At 67.1% G+C, this 24634-nt stretch carries 20 protein-coding genes; 9 read left to right on the top strand and 11 right to left on the bottom strand.

Features of this window, described 5'->3' with window-relative positions:
* Positions 1-243: 243 nt before the first annotated feature.
* Positions 244-1494, bottom strand: coding sequence for an MFS transporter (locus NV1_RS23375; protein WP_067895104.1), 1251 nt, complete (start codon positions 1492-1494; stop codon positions 244-246).
* A 258-nt stretch (positions 1495-1752) separates the two neighbouring features.
* Between NV1_RS23375 and NV1_RS45870 the strand changes: the two genes are divergently transcribed.
* The 5 genes from NV1_RS45870 to NV1_RS42365 all read left to right on the top strand — a co-directional run bounded on the left by NV1_RS45870 (position 1753) and on the right by NV1_RS42365 (position 6815).
* Positions 1753-4128, top strand: a complete 2376-nt coding sequence (locus NV1_RS45870; RefSeq protein WP_245713879.1) for a MinD/ParA family ATP-binding protein — start codon at positions 1753-1755, stop codon at positions 4126-4128.
* A gap of 107 nt (positions 4129-4235) precedes the next feature.
* On the top strand, positions 4236-4607 hold the full coding sequence (locus NV1_RS23385; protein WP_067895107.1) for an ester cyclase: 372 nt from the start codon (positions 4236-4238) through the stop codon (positions 4605-4607).
* Between the two features lie 158 nt (positions 4608-4765).
* Complete coding sequence (locus NV1_RS23390; protein WP_067895110.1) at positions 4766-5767, top strand: alpha/beta hydrolase; 1002 nt, start codon at positions 4766-4768, stop codon at positions 5765-5767.
* Between the two features lie 49 nt (positions 5768-5816).
* The gene (locus NV1_RS23395; RefSeq protein ID WP_084525680.1) at positions 5817-6611 is read left to right on the top strand and encodes a hypothetical protein; all 795 of its coding nucleotides are present in this window, start codon (positions 5817-5819) and stop codon (positions 6609-6611) included.
* Positions 6612-6815, top strand: a complete 204-nt coding sequence (locus tag NV1_RS42365) for a helix-turn-helix domain-containing protein (protein WP_084525681.1) — start codon at positions 6612-6614, stop codon at positions 6813-6815.
* Between the two features lie 34 nt (positions 6816-6849).
* On the opposite strand, the gene NV1_RS23400 is transcribed toward NV1_RS42365, so the two are convergent.
* Positions 6850-7548 carry an NAD(P)-dependent oxidoreductase gene (locus tag NV1_RS23400; protein WP_067895113.1) on the bottom strand — a complete coding sequence of 233 codons (699 nt, stop codon included), beginning with the start codon at positions 7546-7548 and terminating at the stop codon, positions 6850-6852.
* Between the two features lie 95 nt (positions 7549-7643).
* Between NV1_RS23400 and NV1_RS23405 the strand changes: the two genes are divergently transcribed.
* Complete coding sequence (locus tag NV1_RS23405; protein ID WP_067895117.1) at positions 7644-8366, top strand: TetR/AcrR family transcriptional regulator; 723 nt, start codon at positions 7644-7646, stop codon at positions 8364-8366.
* A 135-nt stretch (positions 8367-8501) separates the two neighbouring features.
* Here NV1_RS23405 and NV1_RS23410 read toward each other — a convergent pair whose 3' ends face one another.
* Complete coding sequence (locus tag NV1_RS23410) at positions 8502-8822, bottom strand: cupin domain-containing protein (RefSeq protein WP_067895120.1); 321 nt, start codon at positions 8820-8822, stop codon at positions 8502-8504.
* A gap of 63 nt (positions 8823-8885) precedes the next feature.
* On the opposite strand from NV1_RS23410, the gene NV1_RS23415 reads away from it, so the two are divergent.
* Positions 8886-10295, top strand: coding sequence for an aminotransferase-like domain-containing protein (locus NV1_RS23415; protein WP_067895123.1), 1410 nt, complete (start codon positions 8886-8888; stop codon positions 10293-10295).
* Between the two features lie 88 nt (positions 10296-10383).
* Here NV1_RS23415 and NV1_RS23420 read toward each other — a convergent pair whose 3' ends face one another.
* The 4 genes from NV1_RS23420 to NV1_RS23435 all read right to left on the bottom strand — a co-directional run bounded on the left by NV1_RS23420 (position 10384) and on the right by NV1_RS23435 (position 13244).
* Positions 10384-10815 carry a pyridoxamine 5'-phosphate oxidase family protein gene (locus tag NV1_RS23420; RefSeq protein WP_067895126.1) on the bottom strand — a complete coding sequence of 144 codons (432 nt, stop codon included), beginning with the start codon at positions 10813-10815 and terminating at the stop codon, positions 10384-10386.
* A gap of 140 nt (positions 10816-10955) precedes the next feature.
* Positions 10956-11498 (bottom strand): sigma-70 family RNA polymerase sigma factor, encoded by a 543-nt coding sequence (locus tag NV1_RS23425; protein WP_084525683.1) that lies wholly within the window; start codon positions 11496-11498, stop codon positions 10956-10958.
* Between the two features lie 319 nt (positions 11499-11817).
* Positions 11818-12408: a GNAT family N-acetyltransferase gene (locus tag NV1_RS23430; protein ID WP_067895129.1), complete on the bottom strand. Its 591-nt coding sequence runs from the start codon at positions 12406-12408 to the stop codon at positions 11818-11820.
* Positions 12405-13244, bottom strand: a complete 840-nt coding sequence (locus NV1_RS23435) for a GntR family transcriptional regulator (RefSeq protein ID WP_084525684.1) — start codon at positions 13242-13244, stop codon at positions 12405-12407. The genes NV1_RS23430 and NV1_RS23435 overlap by 4 nt, the downstream gene beginning before the upstream one ends.
* Before the next feature lie 203 nt (positions 13245-13447).
* On the opposite strand from NV1_RS23435, the gene NV1_RS23440 reads away from it, so the two are divergent.
* Positions 13448-13921 (top strand): DUF4254 domain-containing protein, encoded by a 474-nt coding sequence (locus NV1_RS23440; RefSeq protein WP_067895445.1) that lies wholly within the window; start codon positions 13448-13450, stop codon positions 13919-13921.
* 6 nt (positions 13922-13927) lie between these two features.
* Here NV1_RS23440 and eccCa read toward each other — a convergent pair whose 3' ends face one another.
* The 3 genes from eccCa to eccD are packed head-to-tail and all read right to left on the bottom strand — an operon-like array spanning position 13928 to position 20882.
* Positions 13928-17959, bottom strand: coding sequence for a type VII secretion protein EccCa (eccCa, locus tag NV1_RS23445; protein ID WP_067895133.1), 4032 nt, complete (start codon positions 17957-17959; stop codon positions 13928-13930).
* A gap of 5 nt (positions 17960-17964) precedes the next feature.
* On the bottom strand, positions 17965-19350 hold the full coding sequence (gene mycP / locus NV1_RS23450) for a type VII secretion-associated serine protease mycosin (RefSeq protein WP_067895447.1): 1386 nt from the start codon (positions 19348-19350) through the stop codon (positions 17965-17967).
* A gap of 56 nt (positions 19351-19406) precedes the next feature.
* Entirely contained in the window at positions 19407-20882 is a 1476-nt protein-coding gene (gene eccD, locus NV1_RS23455; RefSeq protein ID WP_067895137.1) for a type VII secretion integral membrane protein EccD, read from the bottom strand.
* Between the two features lie 216 nt (positions 20883-21098).
* On the opposite strand from eccD, the gene eccA reads away from it, so the two are divergent.
* On the top strand, positions 21099-22922 hold the full coding sequence (eccA, locus tag NV1_RS23460; RefSeq protein WP_067895140.1) for a type VII secretion AAA-ATPase EccA: 1824 nt from the start codon (positions 21099-21101) through the stop codon (positions 22920-22922).
* A gap of 90 nt (positions 22923-23012) precedes the next feature.
* Here eccA and eccB read toward each other — a convergent pair whose 3' ends face one another.
* The gene (eccB, locus tag NV1_RS23465) at positions 23013-24557 is read right to left on the bottom strand and encodes a type VII secretion protein EccB (protein ID WP_067895143.1); all 1545 of its coding nucleotides are present in this window, start codon (positions 24555-24557) and stop codon (positions 23013-23015) included.
* Positions 24558-24634 lie beyond the last annotated feature (77 nt).

Here is a 24634-nt window from a genome sequence, read left to right on the forward strand (position 1 = left end):
TGGCTGGTCACAGCTCGTCAGCGGATTTCTCCGCCGTCACCGTCTGTTTTGCGGCCGACTCTCGTGCACTTTCGCCGACCGGATGCCATACTCACCGGACAGCAACATGCGAACATGAATCGACCGGCGGATAGGTGCACCGCCGACCAAGCTTACCTGTGCGTACTACCCCCCACCAAACCGCCCCATTATGCCCTGCGCGAAGCACGACCGATCGCGATTCTCCGCCGGTGGTCGCGATTCTCAGGCGAGGGGGCCGCGGCCGGTGCGCGGGCCCCAGACGCTGATCAGGGCGAACATGATCAGCAGGGCCGCGGTGATGATGGTGAAGACGGCGCCGGGGCCGCGGCTGTCCAGGAGCGGGAGCAGTAGGAACGGCTGGACCGCGGTGCTGAGTTTGGACAGCGAATAGGTCGTGCCCGAGGCGGTGCCGCGGACGCTGGTGGGGAACGATTCGGGCAGGTAGGTGTGGATCGCGTCGGAGAACACGTTGCTCGCCAGGGTGAACAGCGCGCCCGAGACCAGGATCAGCGGCACGCTCACGGCGAAGCCGAAGATCAGGCCGAAGACCGCCATCGCGGCGGTGGAGGCCAGTACCAGGTATTTGCGTTCCATCCGCTCGATCAGCGGGATCGCCAGCATCGAGCCGATCGGATAGCCCAGATAGGTGATCGCCAGATAACCCAGCGAGTTGACGACCGTGAAACCCTTGTGCTGCAACACCAGAACGGCCAGGGTGCCGAAGCCGTAGTACCCGAAGACCTGCAAGATCATCGCCGCCGAGAACAGCAGGGTGCGGGTGCGCAGCGGTGCGGTCAGGATCTCGGCGAAGCGCGTGCGTTCGGCGGTGCGCTGCCGATGTTGTTCCCAGCGTGGCGATTCCGGCATGAACCGGCGGGCGAAGAACACCAGCGCCGCGCCCAGTCCGCCGACGACGAACAACCACCGCCAGCCGTCCAGGCCCAGCGGCTTCAGCGGAACCAGCCAGCGCGCCAGGAATCCCACCACGGGGACGGCGCAGAATCCGATCGTGTAGGCGATGGAGATCATCCGGCCGCGCACCTGCGGCGGCATCACCTCGGACAGATAGGTGTCCGCGAGGGTCATCTCCGCGCCGATGCCCAGTCCGGCCAGCATCCGGGTCACCATCAGGAACCACACGTTCGGGCTGAACGCGCCCAGCAGCGTGAATCCCGCGTAGAGGCCGATATTGATCATGAACATCCGACGGCGGCCGAACAGGTCCGACAACCGGCCCAGCACCAGCGCGCCCAGGAACTGGCCGACGAACGCCGAGGCCAGGATGCCGCTGAGCTGGTACGTGGACAAATGCAGCTGTTCTTTGAAGACGCCCGCGATCGTCCCGGCCAGGAACAGCTCGTAGAGATCGAAGAACAGCCCCATGCCGACCAGGGCGACGAGCCTGCGATGAATCGGCCGAACCGGGAGCTGGTCCAGGCGCGCGGCGTCCTCGTGATCAACCGATGGTGCCATTACGCCCTGCTCCCGAACTCGTGCAATGCCCGGCGACAGCACACGCCGAGCCCGGCCGAGACTACACCGCACACAGGTCGCGCACCCGCCGCACGTGATGGAGCAGCGGATCACTCGCCATCGGGTTTGCTCGCGTAAACTGCGGACTGTCCAGGTAATCGGCCGAGTAGATCCCAGGGGGACACCAGTGAGCGAGCGCAGCGACTACGTCGGCGACGCAGCGCACGCAGCCATGGCGAGCACCGACGGGGTGGCGCTGTGAGTAACAACGAACTTCCCATGCTGCCGCCGTGGCTGTCGGAGAGCGAGGACACCCAGTCCGGCTACGAGGCACCGGTCCAGAACCTGCCGCAGCGAGATCTGATCTCGGAGAAGGCGTCCAAGCGCCCCCGGTTCGGCCGCAAGACCGAGAGTGAGCGCCCCGACCCCGCACTCAAGGGCCGTAAGAAAAAGGGTAAATCCAAATCCGAGGATGCGCCCGAACAGCGGCCGTGGGGTGAGCCACAGTCCGAATCCCAGGCATGGGGCGAACCGCAGCACAGCGCCGTCGCCCAGTCCCAGGGTCCGAACGAGACTGCGGCACCGGTCGATCCGCGCCAGTTCGCGCCGAACGCTCAGCGACCCGACGGGGAATTCCCGCCCGAGAATCCGCAAGCCATGGACGGATACCCGCGGCCCGACAACGGTTTCGGCCCCGGACCCCAGCCGAACACCGGCCCGCAGCAGACGGGCCAGGGTTTCCCGGGCCCGGATCAGCGCGGCCCCGCGCCGATGCCGCAGAGCGAATTCGTTCAGCCGCAACAGAATCAGCCGCAACCCCCGCTCGCCCCGATGCCGCCGCAACCGCTTCCGCCGCGGCAGTCCGGCGCGATCCCGCCGGCGCCCCCGGCACAGCCGGACCTGCCACCCACCAACCGCCCGCCGATTCCCGATGCGCCGCAGGCCTATTCCCCGCCCGCGCCGCCGGAGTCCGGTGACGCGGGTGAGATGACCGTACGGGTCGATGGCCGGCCGGATCTGCCGCCTCCCCCGCAGCAGACACCGCAACGACCGCCGCTGCCCGGACCGCCCGAGGAACAACCGGCACTCGACGACAACCGAAGTGCGCCCGCATGGGCGAGCGGCCTGGATTCGGCCGCACCACAAGAGGATTCCGGCCTGCCGGACGCCGAGGCGCCGCAGCGCCTCCCCGAAACTCCCGCCCCGCAACCGAATACGCCCGCACCCGAGGCGGCTGCGCAGCCTCCGTTCGCGCCCGAGCGCGGCATCGATCCCAACAGCGGGCGACACCAGGCATTCGATGCGCCCGCACCCACGCATCCGGGTCCGGAAACCGACCGGACCGTGGTTGCGGGACGCCCCGACGAGCAGTATTCCCGAACCCCGTACCCGCCCGCCGCACAAGGGTTTTCCGGCGATCGGCCGCCTTCCGGCGACTATCGGCAGGTTCCGCCGCCGGACGCGCAGAATTTCGCCGCACAGCAGCCGCCGGTCGCGCCGCAGAACGAGCAGTATCCGCCGCAGGCGCCGGGTCCGGCCCAGGGCGATCCGCGTTTCGGGGCACCGGCGCAGCCGCCGGTTCAGGGCAACCAGTGGCAGTCACCGGCTCCGCCGCAGGGGGGCCCGGGTCGTCCACAGCAGTACCAGCAGGGTCAGTACCAGCAGCATCCGCCGCACTATCAGCAGCAGCAGTTCCCTCCTGGGCAGCAACCCTCACTGGACGACGTCCCGGTGCGCAGGGCCAAGAAGGCTCCCGGCACCGGATGGCGGCGCACGGTGCACCACATCTCCGGCGGCGCGATCAATCCCGGCATGTCGGCCGAGGAGCGGCGGTTGCAGGAGCTGGTCGCGCGCATCCGCCAGCCGGTCCGCGGTGACTATCGCATCGCGGTGCTCTCGCTCAAGGGCGGCGTCGGCAAGACCACCACGACGATGGGCATCGGCTCGATCTTCTCCTCCATCCGTGGCGACCGCGTCATCGCGGTGGACGCCAACCCCGACTTCGGCACGTTGTCCCAGCGTGTGCAGTTGCAGACCCGTTCCACGGTGCGCGACCTGTTGCTGGATCCATCGATCAACTCCTACTCCGATGTCCGCCGGCACACGTCCCAGGGCACCAGCCGCCTGGAAGTGCTTGCCAGCGAACGGGATCCGGCGGCCTCGGAATCGTTCAGCGAGGACGAATACCGCCAGGTCGCACGCATTCTGCAGCGGTTCTACAACATCATCCTCACCGACTGCGGCACCGGGCTGATGCATTCCGCGATGGCCGGTGTGCTGGAGCTGGCCCACTCGCTGGTGCTGATCTCGTCCTCGGCGATCGACGGCGCCCGCAGCGCCGCGGCCACGCTGGACTGGTTGTCCCTGCACGGCCACGACCACCTGGTCCGCAACGCCGTCGTCGTGATCAACCTCCCCCGCCCCGGCTCCCCCAACGTCGGCATCCAGCAGCTGCGCGAATACTTCCTGTCCCGCTGCCGCGCCGTCCACATCATCCCCTACGACGCCCACCTCTCCGAGGGCGCCGAAATCGAACTGGCCCGCCTCCACAAGACCACCAAACGCGCGCTGGTCGAACTGGCCGCCACCGTCGCCGACGATTTCGCCACCGACCACCACCGCTTCAGCTACTGACCCATCCCCCGACCGCCCACCCGACTTCGCGCCCGCTTCGACTCGGAAGCGGGCGCGCATTCCAGCGTCCGGGCATCAGTCCGGTCGCAGACATCTGGAGGCAGCTGATGGCCACCGCAGACGACCCCGGCACGCTGGTACGGCGAATGCTGGAGTGCTTCAACACCCGCCGATTCGACAACGCCGACGAGCTGATGGCCCCGGACTTCTACAGCCACCCGTTGGGCGCCACCGGATTCGAGGCGGGGAAGAACGCCTGGCACAGCCTCGTGACCCGATTTCCCGACATCCGGATCGTCCCCGAGGACATCCTCGTCGATGGCGAGAAGGTGGCCGTTCGATCCTCGGTCGCCGGAATTCCGCGCCCGGAGGGCGGGCCCCCACCGATGATGATCGAGATCTTCCGCATCGCGGATGGCCGAATCGCCGAGAACTGGGCCGTCGGGCAGGGATTGCCGTACAGCTCGAAAACCCTGTAGGGCAGGCTGTTCGCAATTCGAAGTGGATCGGCGCGGGCAACCCGTGGCATCCCCGAGTCCGCGACCCGCCAGATGGCGGATACTTTCCGTCGCTTGGCTGTACCGCTCGTGCCGACCTCCGGCCAAACTGGGTCGAGCAGTCACGAGCAGGAGGAACCATGACCGACAGCGACGTCGCGACCACAGCACCGATCGGACCGCCGGTCCCCTTCGACCCGGAACTCGCCGCGGCGCTGGAAGTGATTCTGCCGCATATGCCGAACTTCACCAGTGTGGATGTCATACCGGGGATCCGCGCCATGGCCGCCGAACTCATGGTGGATCGCTCGAACGAGGATCTCAGCCGCGACGGCGCCTTCCATGTCGAAGAAATTCTCATTCCCGGCGCACCCGGATCACAGATATCCCTGATCATCTGCCGCCCCATCGGAGTCCGAACGCCGAGCACGGCGATCTACCACACCCACGGCGGCGGCATGATCATCGGCAGCAATCGGATGATCAGCGATGACATGCTCGACTGGGCGATGGAATTCAACGCGACTCTGATCTCGGTCGATTATCGGCTCGCTCCCGAAACCCCGCACCCGGGACCGGTGGAGGACTGCTACGCCGGGCTGACCTGGGTCGCCGATCACGCCGGAGAACTCGGCATCGATCCGACGCGAATCGTGATCGCGGGCGAAAGCGCGGGCGGCGGGCTGGCCGCGGCGACCGCACTGCTGGCCCGGGACCGCAAGGGTCCGGCGATCGCGGCTCAGGTCCTCATGTGCCCGATGCTCGACGACCGCAACGACACTCCTTCGGCGATCCAGGGCGAAGGGCGCGGCGTCTGGCATCGTCACACGAATGAGATCGGCTGGTCAGCGCTGCTCGGCGCGTCTCGCGGCGGACCCGATGTCTCGCCGTACGCCGCTCCCGCACGCGCGACCGACTTGTCCGGTCTTCCACCGGCTTTGATCGATGTGGGCTCCGCGGAGACGTTCCGGGACGAGGCGATCAGCTACGCGAGCAATATCTGGCGCGCCGGAGGCCAGGCGGAACTGCACGTTTTCGCCGGAGGCTTCCACGGGTACGACGGCCTGGCTCCCCAGGCGACGGTGTCGCAAGATACCAAGGACGCCCGGATTCGGTGGCTGCGGAGAGTCCTGAACTCCTGACCGCCTTCGGGTGCCGTGCACGGCGCCGGTACCGAAGAGAGGAAGAACGATGCGAGAGCTGACGATCCGCCTCTCGGCTCTCGCTCCCGAAGCGGCGAACGCACTGCACGTGGTCGCCTACTTCGACCGGCTCATCGAGCACCGCGCCGGTTATCGTTCGGTATTGCGCGGCGCCGCAATACTTTCCGGCTGCCCGGTCGGTTTCGTCGACCGATCGCGCGGCCATCGCTGGCGGGTTCTCACCGAGGGCACGTTCACGACACCGGAATCCACGCTCGCGGACGTGTGGCCGCGGGTCGCCGCGGGCGATGGATCGCTCGAAATGTGGCTGGAGCGCGACGAACCCGTCGAAGGTGGTCTCGACGCGCTCATCCTGGAACGTGCGCTACTGGCGGCGGCGACTATGCTCGGCCGCACCCTGGACACTCCTGAGCAGCGCAGAGCCGGATGGGTCCGGGCGCTGCTGGCCGACGATTCGGACGACGCGGCCCGCGACACGGCCCTGCGCGGACTCGAGCTGACCGCCACGACTCCGCTGTGCGTCGTGGCGACGGACGATGGCCCGCTGCTCGCCCGATCGACCGACGATGCCCGCGCCGCGATCGGCGCGGGCCGCGCGGGTATCGGTCCGATCGTCCCCGCCCGTGCGGCCGCGACCTCGTGGGCAGGGGCCCGCCTGGCACGCATGCTGACCGCCGAAGGCACGCAACAGGATCCGGGCGATCGCGTGATCCTCGCCGAGGAAACCGGCACCCTGCTGGTCCTGGCCGCGGGCATCCACCCGGACGAGACGCCGCCCGCAGATGTCACGGCCCTGGAGGACGCGGCCGCCACCACCGCGTAGATGTTGGAGACACTCCACGCGATCAGCACCACGAACAGCGTGCGCGACGCCGCGGGCCTCTTACACCTGCACCACTCGACGGTGCAGGAGCGCGCCGCCCGAGCCGACCGCGTCCTCGGCTGGAATGTGCTGAGCCAGCGCGGAAAACAGCGAACCCAACTCGCCTTGGTGATGCGTCGAATCCTTGCCTCGGCACGAACGTGAAACCGACACGACGCCGGTCGGGCGGGAGCGTCGATCAGTACCCGGCGGTGAAGCGGCGTTGCACGAACTGTGGCAGTTCCGCCTCGTCGAGCAGCGCCACGGCGGCGTCCTCCATGGAGATGTGGCTGCGGCCCGCGGCGTCGAGGATCTGCTGGTCGGTGCCGATGCGGAAGCGACCGGTGCGGTCACCCGGCCCGATCTCGGCGGCAGGGCTGAAGTAGGTCCAACGGCGATTGGAGGTACGCAGCACATCCAGGGCAGCCCAGTGGCCGCGCACCGCGACGGCGTATTCGCGCGGGATGCCGATGCGTTCGAGAGATTCTTCGAGATCCGGGGCATCGGCGGCCACCGAGCCCGGTTCGCGCTCCAGGCTGCCCGCGCCGCCCACCACGATCAGGCGAGTGCGCGGATGGGTGGCGAGGGCTGCCAGCAGGGAGTTCGCAACGGTGGCATAGACGGTCGGGTCGGCAACCGAGCGAGCCACTGTGTCACCGAAATCCCTTGCGGCATTGCTGGGTTGGTAACAGCTGACAAGAAGGTCGAGACCGGGGAGGACGGCGGTCACCGCGGCGCTGTCGAAGACGTCCAGGTCCTTCCAGGTCAGATTCGGATGCGCGACATCGACATGGCCGGTATCGCGGCTGAAGGCGGTGACGTGGTGGCCGCGAGACAGTGCCTCGGCGACCACTCGGCTGCCGATGCGCCCTGTCGCTCCGATGACTCCGATGAACATGTCGCTCCTCCATAGATTGGCGTTGTGCAAGAAACTATACGCCGTGAAGTATTTGTGCAGCGCATAATTTTCTCATGCCGATGTAGCGTAGTGTGGTGACCACCGATGCGCCGACCAGGCGAGAGCAACGCCGGATCGAGACGACTTCCGAGATCAAGGAGGTGGCGCTCCGGCTGATGGCCGCGGGCGGGCCGGGGGCCATCACCCTACGTTCCATCGCCCGCGAGATGCGGATGACGGCCAATGCCGTCTACAGCTACTTCGCCACGAGGGACGATCTGGTCACTGCCCTGATCCGTGAGGTGTACGGCGAGCTGGCCGACCGGGTACTCGCTGCCCGGGACGCCTGCCGGCCCGACGACACGGCCGGCCGAATCATGGCATGGGCGTGCGCTTTTCGTGAATGGTCGCTGGCGAACCCGGAAGGGTTCCGGCTCGTTTACGGCGACCCGGTACCCGGATACCAGCCTCCGGCCGGGGGTGCGGCGCCCGAGGCCGAGCACCGCGTGTGCGCCGGCCTGACCGAACTAGCGGCCGCCGCGTGGCCCACCGCCGCACCCTTGTACGTGGATTACGGTTTCGAGTGGACGGATTTCGACACCGCGCTGGCCGACCAGTTCCGCTCGGATTTCCCGGACCTGCCGCCCGCGGTCATAGCGGTCGCGCTACGCATCTGGGGGCACCTGCACGGCTTGGTCGCCCTGGAGATCCGAGGGAATCTGGGCGCGCAGACCAGTAATCCGGACAAGCTCTACCGTAACGAGGTGAACGCGCTGCTGCGCTCGTTCGGACTGGCTCCGCGCGGCGTCGATTCATGAGTTGAGCGGGCTCATCTGTCGGCCGACGCGTACACCAGTTCGCGGATTCCAGACAGGAAGTCCGTGCTTTTCACCAGGTGCGGGTTCAGCGGCTGGTCCCGCTCGGTGAACAGTGATGCGGTCCAGCTCTCGTATTCAATTGCCGTACTGCTGGGTTTCGGGTCGTTCGATCATCAGGCCGTGCGCTGGTTCGTCGGCCACCGGTCGATGCTCGACCCCACGAGGAACGACGAAAATCTCTCCCGCATGGAGGGTTACGGGTTCACGGTCGTGCAGTTCGATGCGGAATGTGCCGTTCCAGCAGAGGAACAGTTCGTCCTCGTCGTGATGGTGCCAGGGGAATGCGCCGTGGAAGCGTGCGACGCGCACCACGGCGTCGTTGGCGATGGCCAAGTCCCGGGGCTGCCAGGGACCGGGCAGATCTTCGATGACGTCGTTGATGGAGATCTTGCTCATGGGTTCATCCTCGCGAGAGCAGCGTCGGCGCTCCAGAGCCAATCGGGCAGAATTGGTTTGCATATGGAACCAATGGAACTTGCCGACCGGCTCGGTCGCTGGTCGGCCGACCGGGGTCCGCTCTATCTACTGCTTGCCCGGCGCTTGCGGATATTGATCGCCGACGGCGAACTCCGGCCGGGCATGCGGCTGCCGCCCGACCGTGCGCTGGCGAAAGCTCTTGCAGTCGGGCGCAGTACGGTCGTCGCTGCCTACGATCTGCTCGCCACGGAGGGACGCGTGGTGCGCCGACAGGGCAGCGGTACCCGAGTCGCGGGGCACGAGCCACTCCGGGCTCGCGAGGTCACCCATTCCCCGGCTTTCCTGCAGCTGCTGGAGCCGGATGCCGAGGTCATCGCGCTGGCCTGCGCGGCGCCGGCCACACCGCCGGCCGAGCTCGCCCGGGCGTATCGCGATATCCTGCCCGAACTCGCCGCCATCGACAGCGATATCGGCTACCACCCGACCGGGCATATGCCGTTGCGCACCGCGATCGCCGAGCGCTACCGCATCCGGGGCGTGCCGACCGATCCGGAACAAATCCTCGTCACCAATGGTGGGCAACAAGCGCTTTCGCTGCTGGCTCAGGTACTGCTGCGGCCGGGCGACCGGGTTCTGGTCGAGGCACCGACGTATCCGGGTGCCCTGGAGGCATTTCGGGAAGTCGGGGCGGTACCGCGAACAGGTCCGATCGGCCTGGGCGCGGTGCGTGCCGCGACGCTCGCCTATGTTGTGGCCACCTGTCAAAACCCCACGGGTGCAGTGCTTTCCACACTGGCACGACGCTCGCTGGCCGAATCCGCGCGAGCGGCCGGGGTGCCCTTGATAGACGACGAGGTGCTCGCCGACCTCGTATTTCCCGGCGCCGAGCCGCAACCCCCGCCGTTGGCGCACTACGACGGGTCGGTGATATCGGTCGGCTCGCTCAGCAAGATCGTCTGGGGCGGGCTGCGGGTCGGCTGGGTGCGGGCACCGGTTCCGTTGATCGCCCGGTTGTCGCGGGTGCGTGCCGTGCACGATCTCGGCGGCAACATCCCGGCCCAACTGGCCGCCGCCCGGCTGCTGCGCGATCTGGACCGCCTGCGTGAACGAATTACGCACCAACGCAAAGAGAGTCACGACGCATTGATAACCGAGCTGGCCGCCCGGCTGCCGGACTGGGAGATCCCGGCGGTATCCGGTGGCCAGACGCTGTGGATCCGGCTACCGCACGGTGACGGCACGTCGTTCGCCCAACGTGCACTCCGGCACGGGGTCGCGATCCTGCCCGGCGCAGGCCTCGACGCTTCCGGCGGCAGCACCGACCACATCCGAATCAGCTTCGTCGCCGATCCGGCCGAATTACGCGAGGCCGCATGCCGTTTGGCCCAGGCATGGCGAAACTACCAACCACCCGACCGCCCCACTCCGGCCCCACCGGCGCTTGCCGTGTGAACCGAATACGAAGGCCCCGAACGTGCTGCGGCGGTTGAACTTCGAGGCTGCCGCGGCGAACCCGACGGCACGCGGCAGCCTCGGTAGGTCACAGATCGCCCGAGTAGTCCTGGGTGATCCAGCGGTCGGGGCGGATGGTGAACAGCACGGAGTCGGCGCCGTCCATTCGGTCGGCGAAGGCACGGCCGCCCTCGGAGCCGAGGTAGCGGGTGGCGATCTCCACGCGCGCGTCCAAGGGCGAGGGGATCGCGGCGTCGATGACCGTGCCCTCCACGATGACGTACTGGTAAGGCAACTCTTCGCGCTGCACAGTCAGGGTGACCACCCCAGCCTCCCGCACCAACCGGGCCTTGCGGCGTTTGGCGCCGGTGTTGATGCGGATATTGCCGCCAGGTGTGTAGTCGTACCAGATCGGCGCGGTGGCGGGCGGACGCCCATCGGTCGCCGCGACCGACAGCACTCCGACGTGCTTGCCCGCGAGGAACTCTTGACGTTCTGCTTCCGAGAAGGGTTTCGGCATGTGCCTACAAACGACACCGGCGCGGAGTGTTATTCCGGTCACCGATGCCCGGTATGCACGAGCCGGAAGTCAGCCGTGCCCGAACTGTCGGTGGACGGTGATGTGCGGGGAGGATTCCGGGAATCATCGGCCTCGGCCGATCAGCTGCCCGCGGTGATGCCCTGTGCGGCACAGGCGTCTCGCAGCGCGTGCAGGGCATAGTGCAGCCGGGATTTCACCGTCCCCGCAGGAATGGCGAGTTGGACGGCGATCTCGGCCGTGGTCCCGCGACGGTAGTAGGCGTGCACGATAACTTCCCGATGTTCCCGGCTCAATGCGGCCAGGGCGCGGCGCACCGCCAGCACGTCGGCCACGCACGCACAGGGGTCCTGAACCGGGTGGTCGAGCAGCGCGTGGACATCGCTGAGGAGTTCATGGCGCCGTCGAGCAGACCGCAGATCGTCATAGGCCAGATTGCGAGTGACCTTGAACAGCCATCCGCGCAGCGACGGCACCGGTTGATCGCACAGTTGCGGTTGCTGCCACAGCTTGACCAGAGCCTCCTGCGCGATCTCGTCACCACGACCGATATCGCCGACGAGACGAGCAGCGAAGCGCCGCAACGATTGCCGATAGTGCAGATCGATCTCACTCAGTCGCTCCGATCGGCAACACCGGCCACCGGCCACGCCCGCCGCCGTCACTCAGCCACCGATCTCGGGCGAGGAATCCACAACCCGTGGTTCCGGAACATACGCGGGTGCGCGCTCCGGTCGACACGGGCACGGTAAATCGGCTACTCGGTTCATCACATCGCTCGCAACTCGTCCAACCAGTACCGCGGCGCAATACCCGCAATCGGTGCGGCCACACGCGGCCGGAACCGCCGGATCGAGGTCCGCGCCCGCTCGAGCGGTCAGCACCGATCGACCGGGGCGAGGTAAGGGGCCTTGGCAACGCAGCGGCGGCCCGGTGCGGCGGCGTCGAGCCGGGCGCGTCGTCGACGGGTTTCGACCGCGGAGTTCAGCGCGAGGAGGCGGAACGGATGACGCTGTCGGGATCGCGGGGAATGCTGGGAATCGCCGCGGGCAGCCAGGAGTCGGCGCGGCGTTCGAACAGGGCCGTGGAGGGACCGCAGGCTTCGGGGCCCGCTATCCGGGCCAGGCGGAACCCGGCGCGGCGGTAGTAGTCGTGCAGGTCCGTGTTGGTGGTCCAGGCATCCAGCCGAACCCAGGTGCGGCGACGGGCTCGGGCCAGGGTGGCGGCATGGGCGAGCAGGCGCGAACCCACGCCGTTCCCGGCGAAGCGCAGGTCGACGATCATGTAGTGCACGATGACGGATTCGGCGGTTTCGTGCGGGGTCCAGAGTCCTTCGTCCGCACGGTCGTTCACCGTGATGGTGCCTGCCGATTCGCCACACTTCTCGGCGATCCAAGTTTCCCCGGCATACACCGCACGGCCCACGACGTGGGCAAATATTTCGATGGGCAGGCCCCTGCCCTGCCTCGTCCACTGATCCGACCCGCGTTCCGCAAGCCAGGCCGTTCGTTGGAGCCGTAGTCGGCAGATGGTGCCGAGGTCGGCCACCGTGGCCTGGCGGATGCGAACTGTCATGGCGATCCAGGTACCAACGAGTTAGCGAAGGAATGGGAATTGCCCCAGGGATACTGCGCGCCCAGGGTCTTGCGGATGAGTTCGGTGCCGGCATCGTCGCCGAGTTCGTAGGCCAGACGGTTGCGTGCGGCGATGGAACGGGTCCTGGTCACGCGGGTGATCCGGGAAGAGTTCGCGCCAATGCGCAGATGGTCCAGCAGCAGAGTGCCCGCGCCTACCCCCAACACCGCAGCCTCCTCGGTGGTCGCGGGCCGGGCGACGACGGTATCGCGATGCGCGGATTCTGGATGACCGCGCTCGGCCAGGCGGCGCGTGGTGCCCTCGGGAATGTCGTGCGGCGAGTCCACACCGGTGGCTTCCGCCAGGTCCCGGGGATAGAAGCTGACCTCCCAGGACCACGGCTCGTTGTCCAGGTACTGCACGACCGTGCGCGCGACAACCCAGGAGTCCTCCGGTACACCCAGCCACAGTGCCACATCCGGACCGGCCGGTTCCATTCGGGCGGTGAAATGTTTGGCCGGTTCGCGACCGGCCGCACGAGCGATCTCGGAGAAGATGTCCTGTGAGGATTTCGGGCGATCGGGCCGGAGCGGGCTGGTCACCACCGATTCCAGCACCTCTTGACTGCGCACGATGGTTCCGCGCGAAGTGGCTGTGTAAAGCAGATTTTCGGCGACCAGAACTTGAATCGCGTTACGAGCGGTGGTGATCGACACCTGCATCTGATCAGCCAGTTCATTGTGGCTGGGGAGCCGATCGCCCGGCTTCCACGTCCCATTGCGGATCTCCTCGCGGAGGAGGTCTGCGATCCGCTGGTACCTCGGACCGTCCGCCATCTCGCTCCTACGGATCGTTACTTCAAGGCAAGAAATTTTAACCCCGCTGTTCGCTCGGCGCGGGACCCTTGACACCAGGCTTCAGCGGTTTATTGTAATTAACGTCCTGAACGAGTGTTGTACGGCGATGACGGCGAGGCAACGTGGCGGGTTCGGAGACATCTCAGTCGGTGGTTGTGACAGTGCCGGACGTACCGCGGAGTGTGAGCACGGTCGAAACCTTCGTGAGCGGCACTCTGCCGAGTTCTGATCTGCTTCTACGCGCATGTCGCGGCTATCGCGTGGTCGGTGGGCCGATGGTGTGGTTCACCCGCGATCTCGCGATGCTGCATGAGCGCAGACTCATCGGGCGCGGCGGATCCCAACCGGCTCACGATCTGCCAACCGTCATCGAGATCGACCGTCGCCGAGACGAATTGGTGATGGCGATCGACGATTGGATCTCCCGGTCCATCCCCCAGCATCGCCTCGGCGCGACCCTGCACACCGAAACCATCGGCGCGGTCATCGACCGCATCGCCGAGGCATCGGTCCGGGCCCACCACGCCCTGATGACGTTGGACGCGAACGACGAGATTCTGCACATGGCCTGGCACCACCTGGCCGAACTGGCCGACGCCTACGACGACCTCATCGCCGACGTCCTGGCCGGACGCCGCCGTCTCCCCGCTTGGTGAAACCCCTTACAACGGTGGAAGGTTCGCGATCTGGACCATTTCCTGGCCGTGGGTGCGGGAAACCAGGATGCCGCGACCGGGCGGAAGTTTGGACGGGCGCACATCGCCGATGATCTTGCCCTCGTCGCGGGGGCCGCTCATGATCAGCGCGTCGACGGACATGTTCTTCATACCGCCGAGGATCGGGTCGAACAGCGCGCGGGACACACCACCGGTGCGGCGGGTGACGATCAGGTGCATGCCGATGTCGCGGGCCTGCGGCAGATACTCCATGAGCGGGGTGAGCGGATTGCCGGCGCCCTGCACCACCATGTCGTAGTCGTCGACCAGGATGTAGATCTCCGGCCCGCTCCACCAACTGCGTTCGCGCAACTGCTTCGGGGTGATATCCGAACCGGGGATGCGCTCGGACAGGAATTTGACGATATCGCTGACCATCGATCCACAGGTCTGCGAGGAGGTCGAATATCCGGCCAGCTGATCGCCCTCGACCACGCCGAGCATGGTGCGGCGGTAGTCGATCATGATGATCCGGGCCTGTTCGGGCGTCGCACTCTCGATGATGCCCATCGCGATATTGCGCAGCAGCGTGGTCTTGCCGCACTCCACGTCGGCGAAAGCCATCAGATGCGGTTCGGAGCCGAAATCCAGGACCAGCGGCTCCAATTCGTTCTCGCCGAGGCCGACCACGATGCGGGTCGGGCTCTGTTCGATGCCGCGCGCGGCCGCCACGGCCAGCAGTTCCTCGCGGGAGAACTGCATGGGCAGCATGCGCACCTCGGGCGCCTTGCGGTGGCCCCACAACTGCGCCAGGCCCTCGCGCGAGGCCGCCACGCCTTCGGACAGATTGCCGGGCTCGGTCTGGGAGTCCAAGCGCGGCAACGCGATCAGCATGTGCAGTTCCTCGGGCGTCAGACCGCGACCGGGACGGCCGACCGGAACCAGCGCCGCCGAACGCCGATTCATCTCCGAATCGGTCGGATCACCCAGCCGCAGTTCCAGGCGGGTACCGACCTGATCCTTGACCACCGCGCGGATCTCGGCCCAGCGGGACGCACCGATCATCAGGTGGATACCGAGCGAGAGACCTTGTCCGGCAATGGCATTGATCTGCGGCTCGAGCGCCTCGAACTCCTCGCGGATGGTCGCCCACCCGTCGATCACCAGGAATACGTCACCGAAACGGTCCGCCGCGAGCGGATCGTCCGGCGGCATCGTGCCGTCGGTGCGGATCTGGGAGAACTTGCGCCGCCGGAACTCGGCCATGGACTCGATGCCCAGTTCGCTGAACCGCTCCTCACGCTGACGCATCAGCGAGGTCAGCTCCGCGATCGTGCGCCGGACCCGGTCCACGTCGAGGCGACCGGCCACCGAACCGACGTGCGGGGTACCGACCAGGCCCGCCATACTGCCGCCACCGAAGTCCAGGCAGTAGAACTGCACCTGTTCGGGCGTGTGCGTGGCGGCCGCGGACATGATGATGGTGCGCAGCGCGGTCGACTTGCCCGACTGCGGACCGCCGACCACCGCGACATGTCCTCGCGCACCGGACAATTGGATGGTCAGCACATCGCGGCGCTGTTCGTACGGCTTGTCGATGATGCCGATCGGCATCCACAGCTGACCGTGCCGGTTCGCGGGCGAACGCCAATCCGGGTCGGGCAGCAGCATATCCACCGACGGGGATTCCTCCAGCGGCGGCAGCCAGACCTCGTGCGCGGGCCGGCCGTGCCCGGTCAGCCTCTTGACCACCACGGTCAGCAGCGAATCCGGGATACCCTCGTCCGCCGTGGGCGGCTCGGGCAGCGCGAGCGGATCGAACTCCGGCTCCGGCTCCGGCGGCAGCTCGGGAATCTCCACATGACTCGCGGTGAAGATCGTGGGCGAACCGCCGACCGTCCGGCCACCGACCACGACCGGGCCGGTGGCCACCGGCGCGACGTAGGGACCGGAGACGTAGGTCGCGTTGAACCGCAACGGATCCGCGGCGTCGGTCTTGAGGTATCCGGAGCCGGGCACGCTCGGCAGGTGGTAGGCGTCGGTGATACCCAGTACGGCGCGGGATTCGTTGGCGGAGAAGGTGCGCAGGCCGATGCGGTAGGACAGGTGCGAGTCCAGACCGCGCAGCTTGTTCTCCTCGAGTCGCTGCGAGGCCAGCAGCAGATGGACGTGCAGCGACCGGCCCAGACGGCCGATCATCACGAACAGATCCGCGAAATCCGGCTTCTGCGAGAGCAATTCGGAGAACTCGTCGACCACCACGAACAGGGCGGGCAGCGGATCCAGCGCCGCCCCGGCGGCACGGGCCTTCTCGTAGTCGGTGACGTTGGCGAAATTGCCCGCGGAGCGCAACAGCTCCTGGCGGCGGTTCATCTCACCGGCCAGCGCGTCCTTCATACGGTCGACCATGGAGAGCTCGGCCTCGAGGTTGGTGATGACCGCCGCCACGTGCGGCAGCGGATCCAGACCGAGGAATGTCGCACCACCCTTGAAGTCGACCAGGATGAGGTTCAGCGCGTCCGGGGAATGCGAGGCCACCATGGACAGCACCAGCGTGCGCAGGAATTCCGATTTACCCGAACCGGTTGCGCCGATGCACAATCCGTGCGGGCCCATACCGTTCTCGGCCGATTCCTTGATGTCGAGTTCGACGGGGGTGCCGTCGGGGGTGACGCCGATCGGCACCCGCAGCCGCTCACGCGGCGTGCGCGGACGCCAGACCTTGGCCGGTTCGATCTGCGCGGCGTCGGGAATCTTCAACAGCGCCATCAAACCCGGATCGGTGCGGGTCTCCTCCCCCAGGCTGACGATCTGCGCGGCGGTGGCGATCCGGTACCGCGCCAGGGCACGGGCGAAAGTCTCGGCCTGCGCGGTGCTGATCACGTCCACCGTGGCGAAGCGTTCCACCCCGGCGGCGCTGCGCGCGCTCACCGCGCCGTCGCCGACGACCAGTTGCAGACCGCGGCGCACGGCCAGGCCGTTCTCCGGCGCGGTCAGGTCCAGCACCGTGACCGAGTCCAGACCGGATTCGCTGACCAGGCGCTCGGTGCCGTTCACGAATCCGTCGTCGATGATCACGATCAGATGTGTTCGGCCCTGTGTCGGTTGCGGATTGCGCATGAACCGGCCGCGTTCCATCAGCTCGGCGGACAGCGCGGTTTCCAGCTCACCGAGTGAGCCGTACATCATCCGGGCGGAGCCCATGCCGTCGCGGTGGGTCGGATGTTGCAGGTGTGGAAGCCATTTCGCCCAGGACCAAGCCTCGCCGTCGGGATCCGCGCAGACGATCGCGACCGCGACGTGGTCTGGTCCGTGGAATGCGGTGAACTCCATCAGCATGGCGCGCACCAGCATTCGCGCATCCTCGTCGGGCCCCTCGATGTTGATCGCCGGGAAGGCGCGCAGCGAGACCGCGGTGGGAAGCTCGTGCACGACCGAGTGGGTGCGCACGAAACGGCGCAGCGCGACGGTCGAGACCGGTTCGAGGTCCTCGAGCGGGCCGGTCTCCGGGCGAGCCAGTTTCGTGGCCAGCCGGTGGCTGCCCACCCCGACGCGCACATGTCCGAAGTCCGGGTCGTTCGGGCGGCGCTCCCACATCCGGCGGGTGCCGACCAGCGATTCCAGATCGACCGGTTCGGGGTGCGACCAGCGCAGCGAATCCAGCTGCCGCACACCAGTTTTGCGCACATCGCGGCGAATCTGGTCCAGATAGCGGAAGTAGTCCTTGCGTTCCTCGTTGAGTTCACCGGCGGACTTGCTGCCACCGCCGCCGCGGCCCATCATCATGCCGACCATCGACACGACCATCATCATCGGGAACATCATCATCATGGGATTGCTCAGCAGCGAGCGTCCCATCATCACCATCATCGCCAGCATGCCCACGACGGCGACGACCATCACCACCGGCATCAGCTTGGTGATCAGCGGACCGGGCACCGGCCGGGTGACCTCGGGCGGCGGGCTCAGCGTCACCTCGCCGCCGGGTGCGCGCGGTGGCGCGATGCGGGGACGGCGGACGAAACCTTCGGTAATCATGGGTCCTACCGATCGTGGTCGAGGGTATCGGCGGCGTTCCCGGAGCGGCGGCGCAGCGGAATCGCCAGTGCGACTCCGATTCCCAGCACGGCCAGACAGGCGATCGAGCCGATCGTGGCGTACTTGCGCGGGCGCGTGTCCGCGGGCGGGGGCGAATAGGGCGCAGGAATGGCTCGCGGGACATCCGCGCCCGCGGACACCGGGCGATCCGGCAGCACAGCGGTCAGCGCGGCGACGGGATCGATCATGCCGTAGCCGACCGAATCGTCCCGGGTCGCACCCGGATGGTGCGCGGTCTGCTCGATCCGGTCGATGACCTGCCCGGCGGTGAGGGCCGGGAAATGCGAACGCACCAGTGCCGCAAGGCCGGCGACGTAGGGCGCGGCGAAACTGGTGCCCTCGATGGGCCGGATGCCGTCGTTGCCCTGCACGGCGTTGACCAGGCCGGTACCGCCGGGTTTGCTGTCCAGCGAGACGATCTCGCGGCCGACCGCCGCGACGCCGATCCACGGGCCCCGCAGCGTCAGTTCCGAAGGGGACCCGCTGGGATCCACCGAGCCGACCGAGAGCACATATTTATCGAACCACGCCGGACTCGGAATCGTCTGCACTCCATCCCAACCCGAGCCGGAGTTCTGCGTCTTACACGGCCCGTCGGACTGCATGTTCCCGGCCGCGGCGACCACGACCACATTGTGGTTGTAGGCGTATTGCACTGCCGCGCCGAGTGATCCGTCCGCGGTGTCGTATCCCGCTCCCGTGCAGGCCACCTCCGAGATGTTGATCACCGTGGCGCCCATGTCCGTCGCCCGCACCACCGCCGCGGACAGCGTGAGCACATTGCCGTAGCCGGAGTCGGAGATCGCACCCGGCGCCTGCCCGCTGGACCGGTTGTTCTTGGCCGAGAACGCCAGACTCAGCTGCCGGATGCTCAGAATCTGCGCCTGCGGTGCGACACCGGAGAATCCGTCGTCCGCACTGGGCTGTCCGGCGATGATGCCCGCGACGATTGTTCCGTGACCGTCGCAGTCGGAGGTGCCGTCGGAGTTGGCGACGTAATCGCCGCCCGGCTGGAGATTCGGCAGCCGTGGATGCCGGTTCACCCCGGTATCGATCACCGCGACCTTCTGCCCGGCGCCCTCGGAGAACCGCCATGCCGCAGGCAGATTCAGCACCCGCTGTGCGATCGGCGCGTCCGCCGGCGGGGTGCCGCTGAGCATCGGAGTCGCGCAGACCTCGCGCTGCTCGGTCGGCTCGAGCGGTGCGGGATGTCCGCTCAGCGCCTGGGCCGCGCCCAGTGCCCCGGGATCGACCCTCGGCGGCTGGACCGCGTTCGCGGGGCCCGGGACGGCGAACACCGCGGCCCCGAGAACCGTTACCGCGCACAGCATCCGAAGCACGGAACGACTCCGGCCGAAACCTTCCCCGCCCAACGGGCCGACACCGGTCATATGTCGCGGGCCATCGAATACACGTCCATGATCCACAGCACGAGCGGGATCACCAGCACGATCAGCAGATATTCGAACAGCTCGTTCATCCTGCGCATGACCGGGGTGATCTCGATGTGCGGGCCGATGACGCCGAAGACGACCACCGCCGCGGCGAACACCAGCAGCAGTCCCACGGAGATCAGCACCGCTCGCGAATCCCCCAGTGCCACACCCGCCGCCGTCGCGACGAAGATCACCGCACCGCCGATGATCAACGCACCGGCCTGGGTCAGATCGGCGAAGGAGCGTCCGCGCAGGGCCAGGATGATCGAGGTCACCACCGCCAGCCCGATGCCCGGCCAGTGCACGCCGCCGAGCGGATCGGCCGCGCCGACCGTGCCGACGACCGCGGCCAGCGTGCAGCCCGCCATGATGCCGGTCTGATATGCGTTGGCGGCCTTGGCACGTCGGCCCAGACCCATCGCCGACGGCAGTGCCGTGGCGCCGATCGCGCCGATACCCTCGATGGTCGGGCGCGGTTCGTGGTCGGCCGGATCGATCGCGGCGCCGGCCGTGGGTACGTGCGGCACGGGCAGCCGGGCCAGCACCGCGGACAGCCGCGGCACCACGGAGATCACGATCAGCGCGCCCACCAGCATTCCCGCGCCGATACCGGGCAGTGCGACATCGCCGAACATCCGTACCGCCGAGGCGATTCCGCCGAACAGCGCGACGGTGATCGCCATGGGGAACAGCGTCGCGCCGATACCGGTCGCGCGATAGCCCACCGCGGCGGCCACCAGGGCCACCGAAAAGCCCAGCAGCAGATGCGGACTGCCCAGACTGCCCGGTACGAAGAAGGCGCCGCCGGAGAACAAGAGCACCAGCGATGCGAGCGAGAGCCAGGTGCCCGCGAGCGTATCGCTGTAGCGGCGCACCGCGATCGCGGCGGCGACCATGGCCGCCACCCCGACACCGGCCGCGACGAAACCCGCGACCAGAGCGTTGATGTGCGATCGGCCCACCGCCAGCAGCGCCATCGCCGCGACCGTGGACACCACGGCGGCGACCAGGCCCGTCCAGCGGGCCGACTGCGGCGACCAGCCGCGGAAGGTGTCCGCGGTCAGACGCGATACCGCATCGATGACGTCGTCGAACAGCGCCGGAGTCTCCTTGGCGCCCACCGCACGCAACACGAGCAGATCGCCGTCGTGCACCTCGGCCTCGACCAGGGTCCGGCTCGGCGGGATCGGATCGCGGCCGAGCCGGGCCAGCGTCCAGTGTTGGGTCTGCAGCGGGCCGGCGTCGTCCTCGCCGTCCGTGACGCTCGGATTGCGCGATTCGATCAGCGAGACCAGGTCACCGATGAACGAGGCGACCGGAATCGCCGTGGGCAGACCCACATCGAGCTGGGTGTTTCCTCCGATTACCGAGACTCGGCAGAGCTCGGGCTCCGCGGCGGTCCGCCCGCCGGGCGATGGTGTCGTCATGAGGCCGCCGATCCTGGACGTACGGTAACCAACGGTGTTTCACACGACGATCTGTCAGCTGGCCGAACCACTTTCACCCCGTCAATTGCGTTCGCGTTGCGACCTCTACGCAGCGAACCCTAATGTATCGGACAGGTGAGTAGCGCGCGATCGGTAGGCTGGTCAGGAGAGATACGGAATGGGCCTTCACAAAAGAAAATTCGGGGTTCGAGTGTTATGACCAGCAACCGCCAAGCTCAACGCGCCTTCGACGCCGGCGTTCTGTCGCTGGGTCTGACCATCGACGGCCAAGAGGCCACGCGCGACCTGGAGTACGCCAAGTTGGCGTTCCAACGGGCCACCGAGTGGGATCCCACGATGTGCGATGCCTGGTTGGGCCTGGCCGCTGCCGGTGAGACGACCCCCGAGGTGCTCACCCAACTCCAGAAGACCAGCGGCTCAACGCTCTACCGTGAGCAGCGCCGATTGGGTCTGCGACCGCGCGAGCTGTCCGGCCGGTTCGTCACCGGCCTGTACATCGATTATCCGCTCGCGAACTACACCGAGATCTGGGTCGCCCAGGCCGCCCAGCTCATCGCCGCCAAACAATACGACGAGGCCGAACAGGTACTCGACGAACTCGCCGAATTCCGTCGCGGACAGCAGCCTGCCCCGGAAACCGAGCCGGACAACCGCATCTCGGCCTACGTGCGCGGCGTTCTGCACTACAACACCCAGCGCTGGCCCGATGTGATGACCGTGCTGGCCGGTTCGGCCGAGTGGGACGATCCGTTCATGGCGGCGGGCGCGCACGTCATGGTCGGTTCGGCCTGCGCTCAGCTGGGCCTGTTCGGTGAGGCGATCCGCCGCATGGAAATGGCCGAGCACGGCCCGATTCCGGCCGCGCGCACCACCGCCATGTTCTGTCGCGGCCTGTGCCTGCGCGAGAACGGCGCCGAGGAAGAGGCGCAGAAGCTCTTCGAGAAGGTGTACTCGCAGGCGCCCGACTTCGCCGCGAACACCGAGGCCATGCGGGATCGCACCTACCGGATCACCATCACCTCCAAGGAGACCATCGCCGCCCGGACCGACCGCTGGGATCCCGAATCGGCCCCCTCGATGCAGGAGCAGCAGGAGGCCGAATTCCAGGATCGCGCCAAGAAGATCCTGGACGAGGCGCGTAAGGAACTCGATCGCCAGATCGGTCTGGTATCGGTGAAAACCCAGGTCGCCCGGCTGCAGTCCAGTGCGCAGCTGGCCAAGATCCGTGCCGAGAAGGGCCTTTCGGCGAAATCGCGCGGCAATCACCTGGCGTTCACCGGTCCGCCGGGTACCGGTAAAACCACGATCGCTCGCGTGGTCGCCAAGATCTATTGCGGTCTCGGAATTCTGAAAACCGACAAGGTCGTCGAAGCGAAGCGAATGGATCTCGTCGGTGAACATTTGGGTAGCACCGCGATAAAAACCGATAAATTGATCGACAGCGCAATGGACGGTGTGCTTTTCATCGACGAGGCGTACACCCTGATTCAGACCGGCCTGTCCGGCGGTGACGCCTTCGGTCGTGAGGCCGTGGACACGCTGCTGGCTCGCATGGAGAACGATCGCGATCGACTCGTGGTGATCATCGCCGGATACGACGGTGAGATCAACCGACTGCTGGCCGCCAATGACGGTCTGGCCTCACGTTTCTCCAAGCGCCTGCAGTTCCCGTCCTACACCGCCGAGGAATTGGGGGAGATCGGCCAGGTCATCGCCAAGTCCCGGGACTCGGAACTGGCCGAGGGCGCGATCCAGCAACTGGTCGCGGCCTGCCAGCGGCTGTACGAGATGGAGAGCACCGACCAGAGCGGCCAGCCGCGGCGCGGGGTCGACCTCGCCGGTAACGGTCGTTTCATCCGTAACGTCATCGAGTCCGCCGAGGAGGAGCGCGAATTCCGTCTCGCCAACGATGATTCGCTGGATCTGGCCGAGGTGGACGAATCGGTGCTGATGCGTATCGAGGCGCCGGACATGCAGGCCGCCCTCGCGACCATTCTCGCCTCGCTCGGCCTGGGCTGAGTATCACTGCGGCTCTGCGGCTTTCGAAGGGATTCGAAAGCCGCAGAGCCGCAGGCATTTTTCGGGAGGGGTGGATCGGATTTCGGCAGCTCAGTTGGATGCCGTTGTGGTCTTCGACGAATCGTCCGAACTGGATGCACTGGGCGGCACGCTGTCGTAACTCTTCAGCGCCGATGTCCGCGAGAGCGTCGGCCCCGGGACCAGCTGGCCCACGATCGCCCACGGCGCCAGATGCGGCGTCTTGCCCAAGCCCAGAATCTGCGCGGTGGCCAGATCCGGTACGGCGTAGCGGACTCCGTCGTCGGCGATGTAGAACAGGCTGTCGCGGCGCAGACTGCCGGAATCCATCCCGGTGGTCTGCACGAACTCACCCGACATCGGCGGGACGAACACCTCGTCGACGTGGTCGCCGGTGCCGGACGCTGTGGCCAGCTTGACCGGATGCTCCGAATCAGTCAGCGGCAGTTCGGTTCCCAGCACCATGGAGACATCCGCCTTGTCCGCCGGATTACTCGACTCGACCTGTTCGGTCGCCATGCCCGAATTCTTGTTCCAGTGCACGCATGTCACCGGATCGTCTTCGGCGGAAACGATTTTCGGCACCTGCGTGGGAAACTGGTCCAGATGCAACGTGGTCACCACCGAAACGCCGTCGAGCGCGTCCGGCGGCACCGTCTTGATCTCGCTCATCCCCTGTGAGTCGGCATTGCGGATCAGCTGCGCGACGAACGGGCCGATGTGCTGCACGCCGTTCGACAGCACCACATACAGATCCGGAGCTCCGCCGCCGTCCAGCGGCGCGACCGAGATCACCCCGCCCACAGGCACATTCGACAATTTGCCCGGCCCCGGATGACCGGCCTGCGGGATCGTCGGCGGAGTCAGCGCCGGCATCGGGACCGCGACGTCGAGCAGGCCGGTGCCGGTCTCCCGCGCCGGATGCGCGCCCAGATTCAGAGTGCGGGCGACGACCGTATTACCGGGATCGATCTCCGCGCGCTTACCGTCGTAGAGCAGATAGGTCTTGTCCTCGTGGCGCACCAGCACCGCCTCGTCCGGACTCGCGGTCCGCGCGCGAGAGCCCAGCTCGGGCCGCCCGGCCACGACGGTCGTGGTGACCGCGGAAGAACTCGTCGCGCTGCCGCTCGCCGAGAGAGCGACCGATTCGCACATCGACCAGTCCGAATAGTTGCCCTGCGAGCTCCCCGGCAACGCGTTCGGAGCGCCCGGAATCCCCAGCAGCGGACCGCGCGGATAGGAGGACAGCTTGGAATCCTTGACCGAGGTGGGTGTTTCAGCGGTGCCGCTGATCAATCGGGCCGAGGCGAGATTCATGACGGGATGCAGGGTCTGATTCCCGGATTGGTCCTTCACCAGTACGAACAGTGCGGCGCTGTCCTTGCCGACGATGATCGACGCCTTGCCGACCGAACCCTGCGGATGCAGCAGCGCAAGGATCATGCAACCGGCCACGGCCAGCACGCCGAGAATGCCGCCGATGATCAGCGACCGGGACTGTGAGCGCATGGGATCGTGCAACATTCGCACATCCCGCCGGACCATCGCGTGGTCGAGACGACGCAGCAGGAAGCGGTAGCCATTGACCTGTGCCCGAGTCGTCAGCTGTGCCGGCACTGGATCTCCCTCGAACGGTAGGGCATCGGTCGAACGCGCGGGTGTGGCCGCCCATTTCGGGATCTCCCCGAAGGACT

Origin of the sequence: Nocardia vaccinii NBRC 15922 (genome assembly GCF_001613305.1) — a bacterium.
Taxonomy (GTDB): domain Bacteria; phylum Actinomycetota; class Actinomycetes; order Mycobacteriales; family Mycobacteriaceae; genus Nocardia; species Nocardia vaccinii.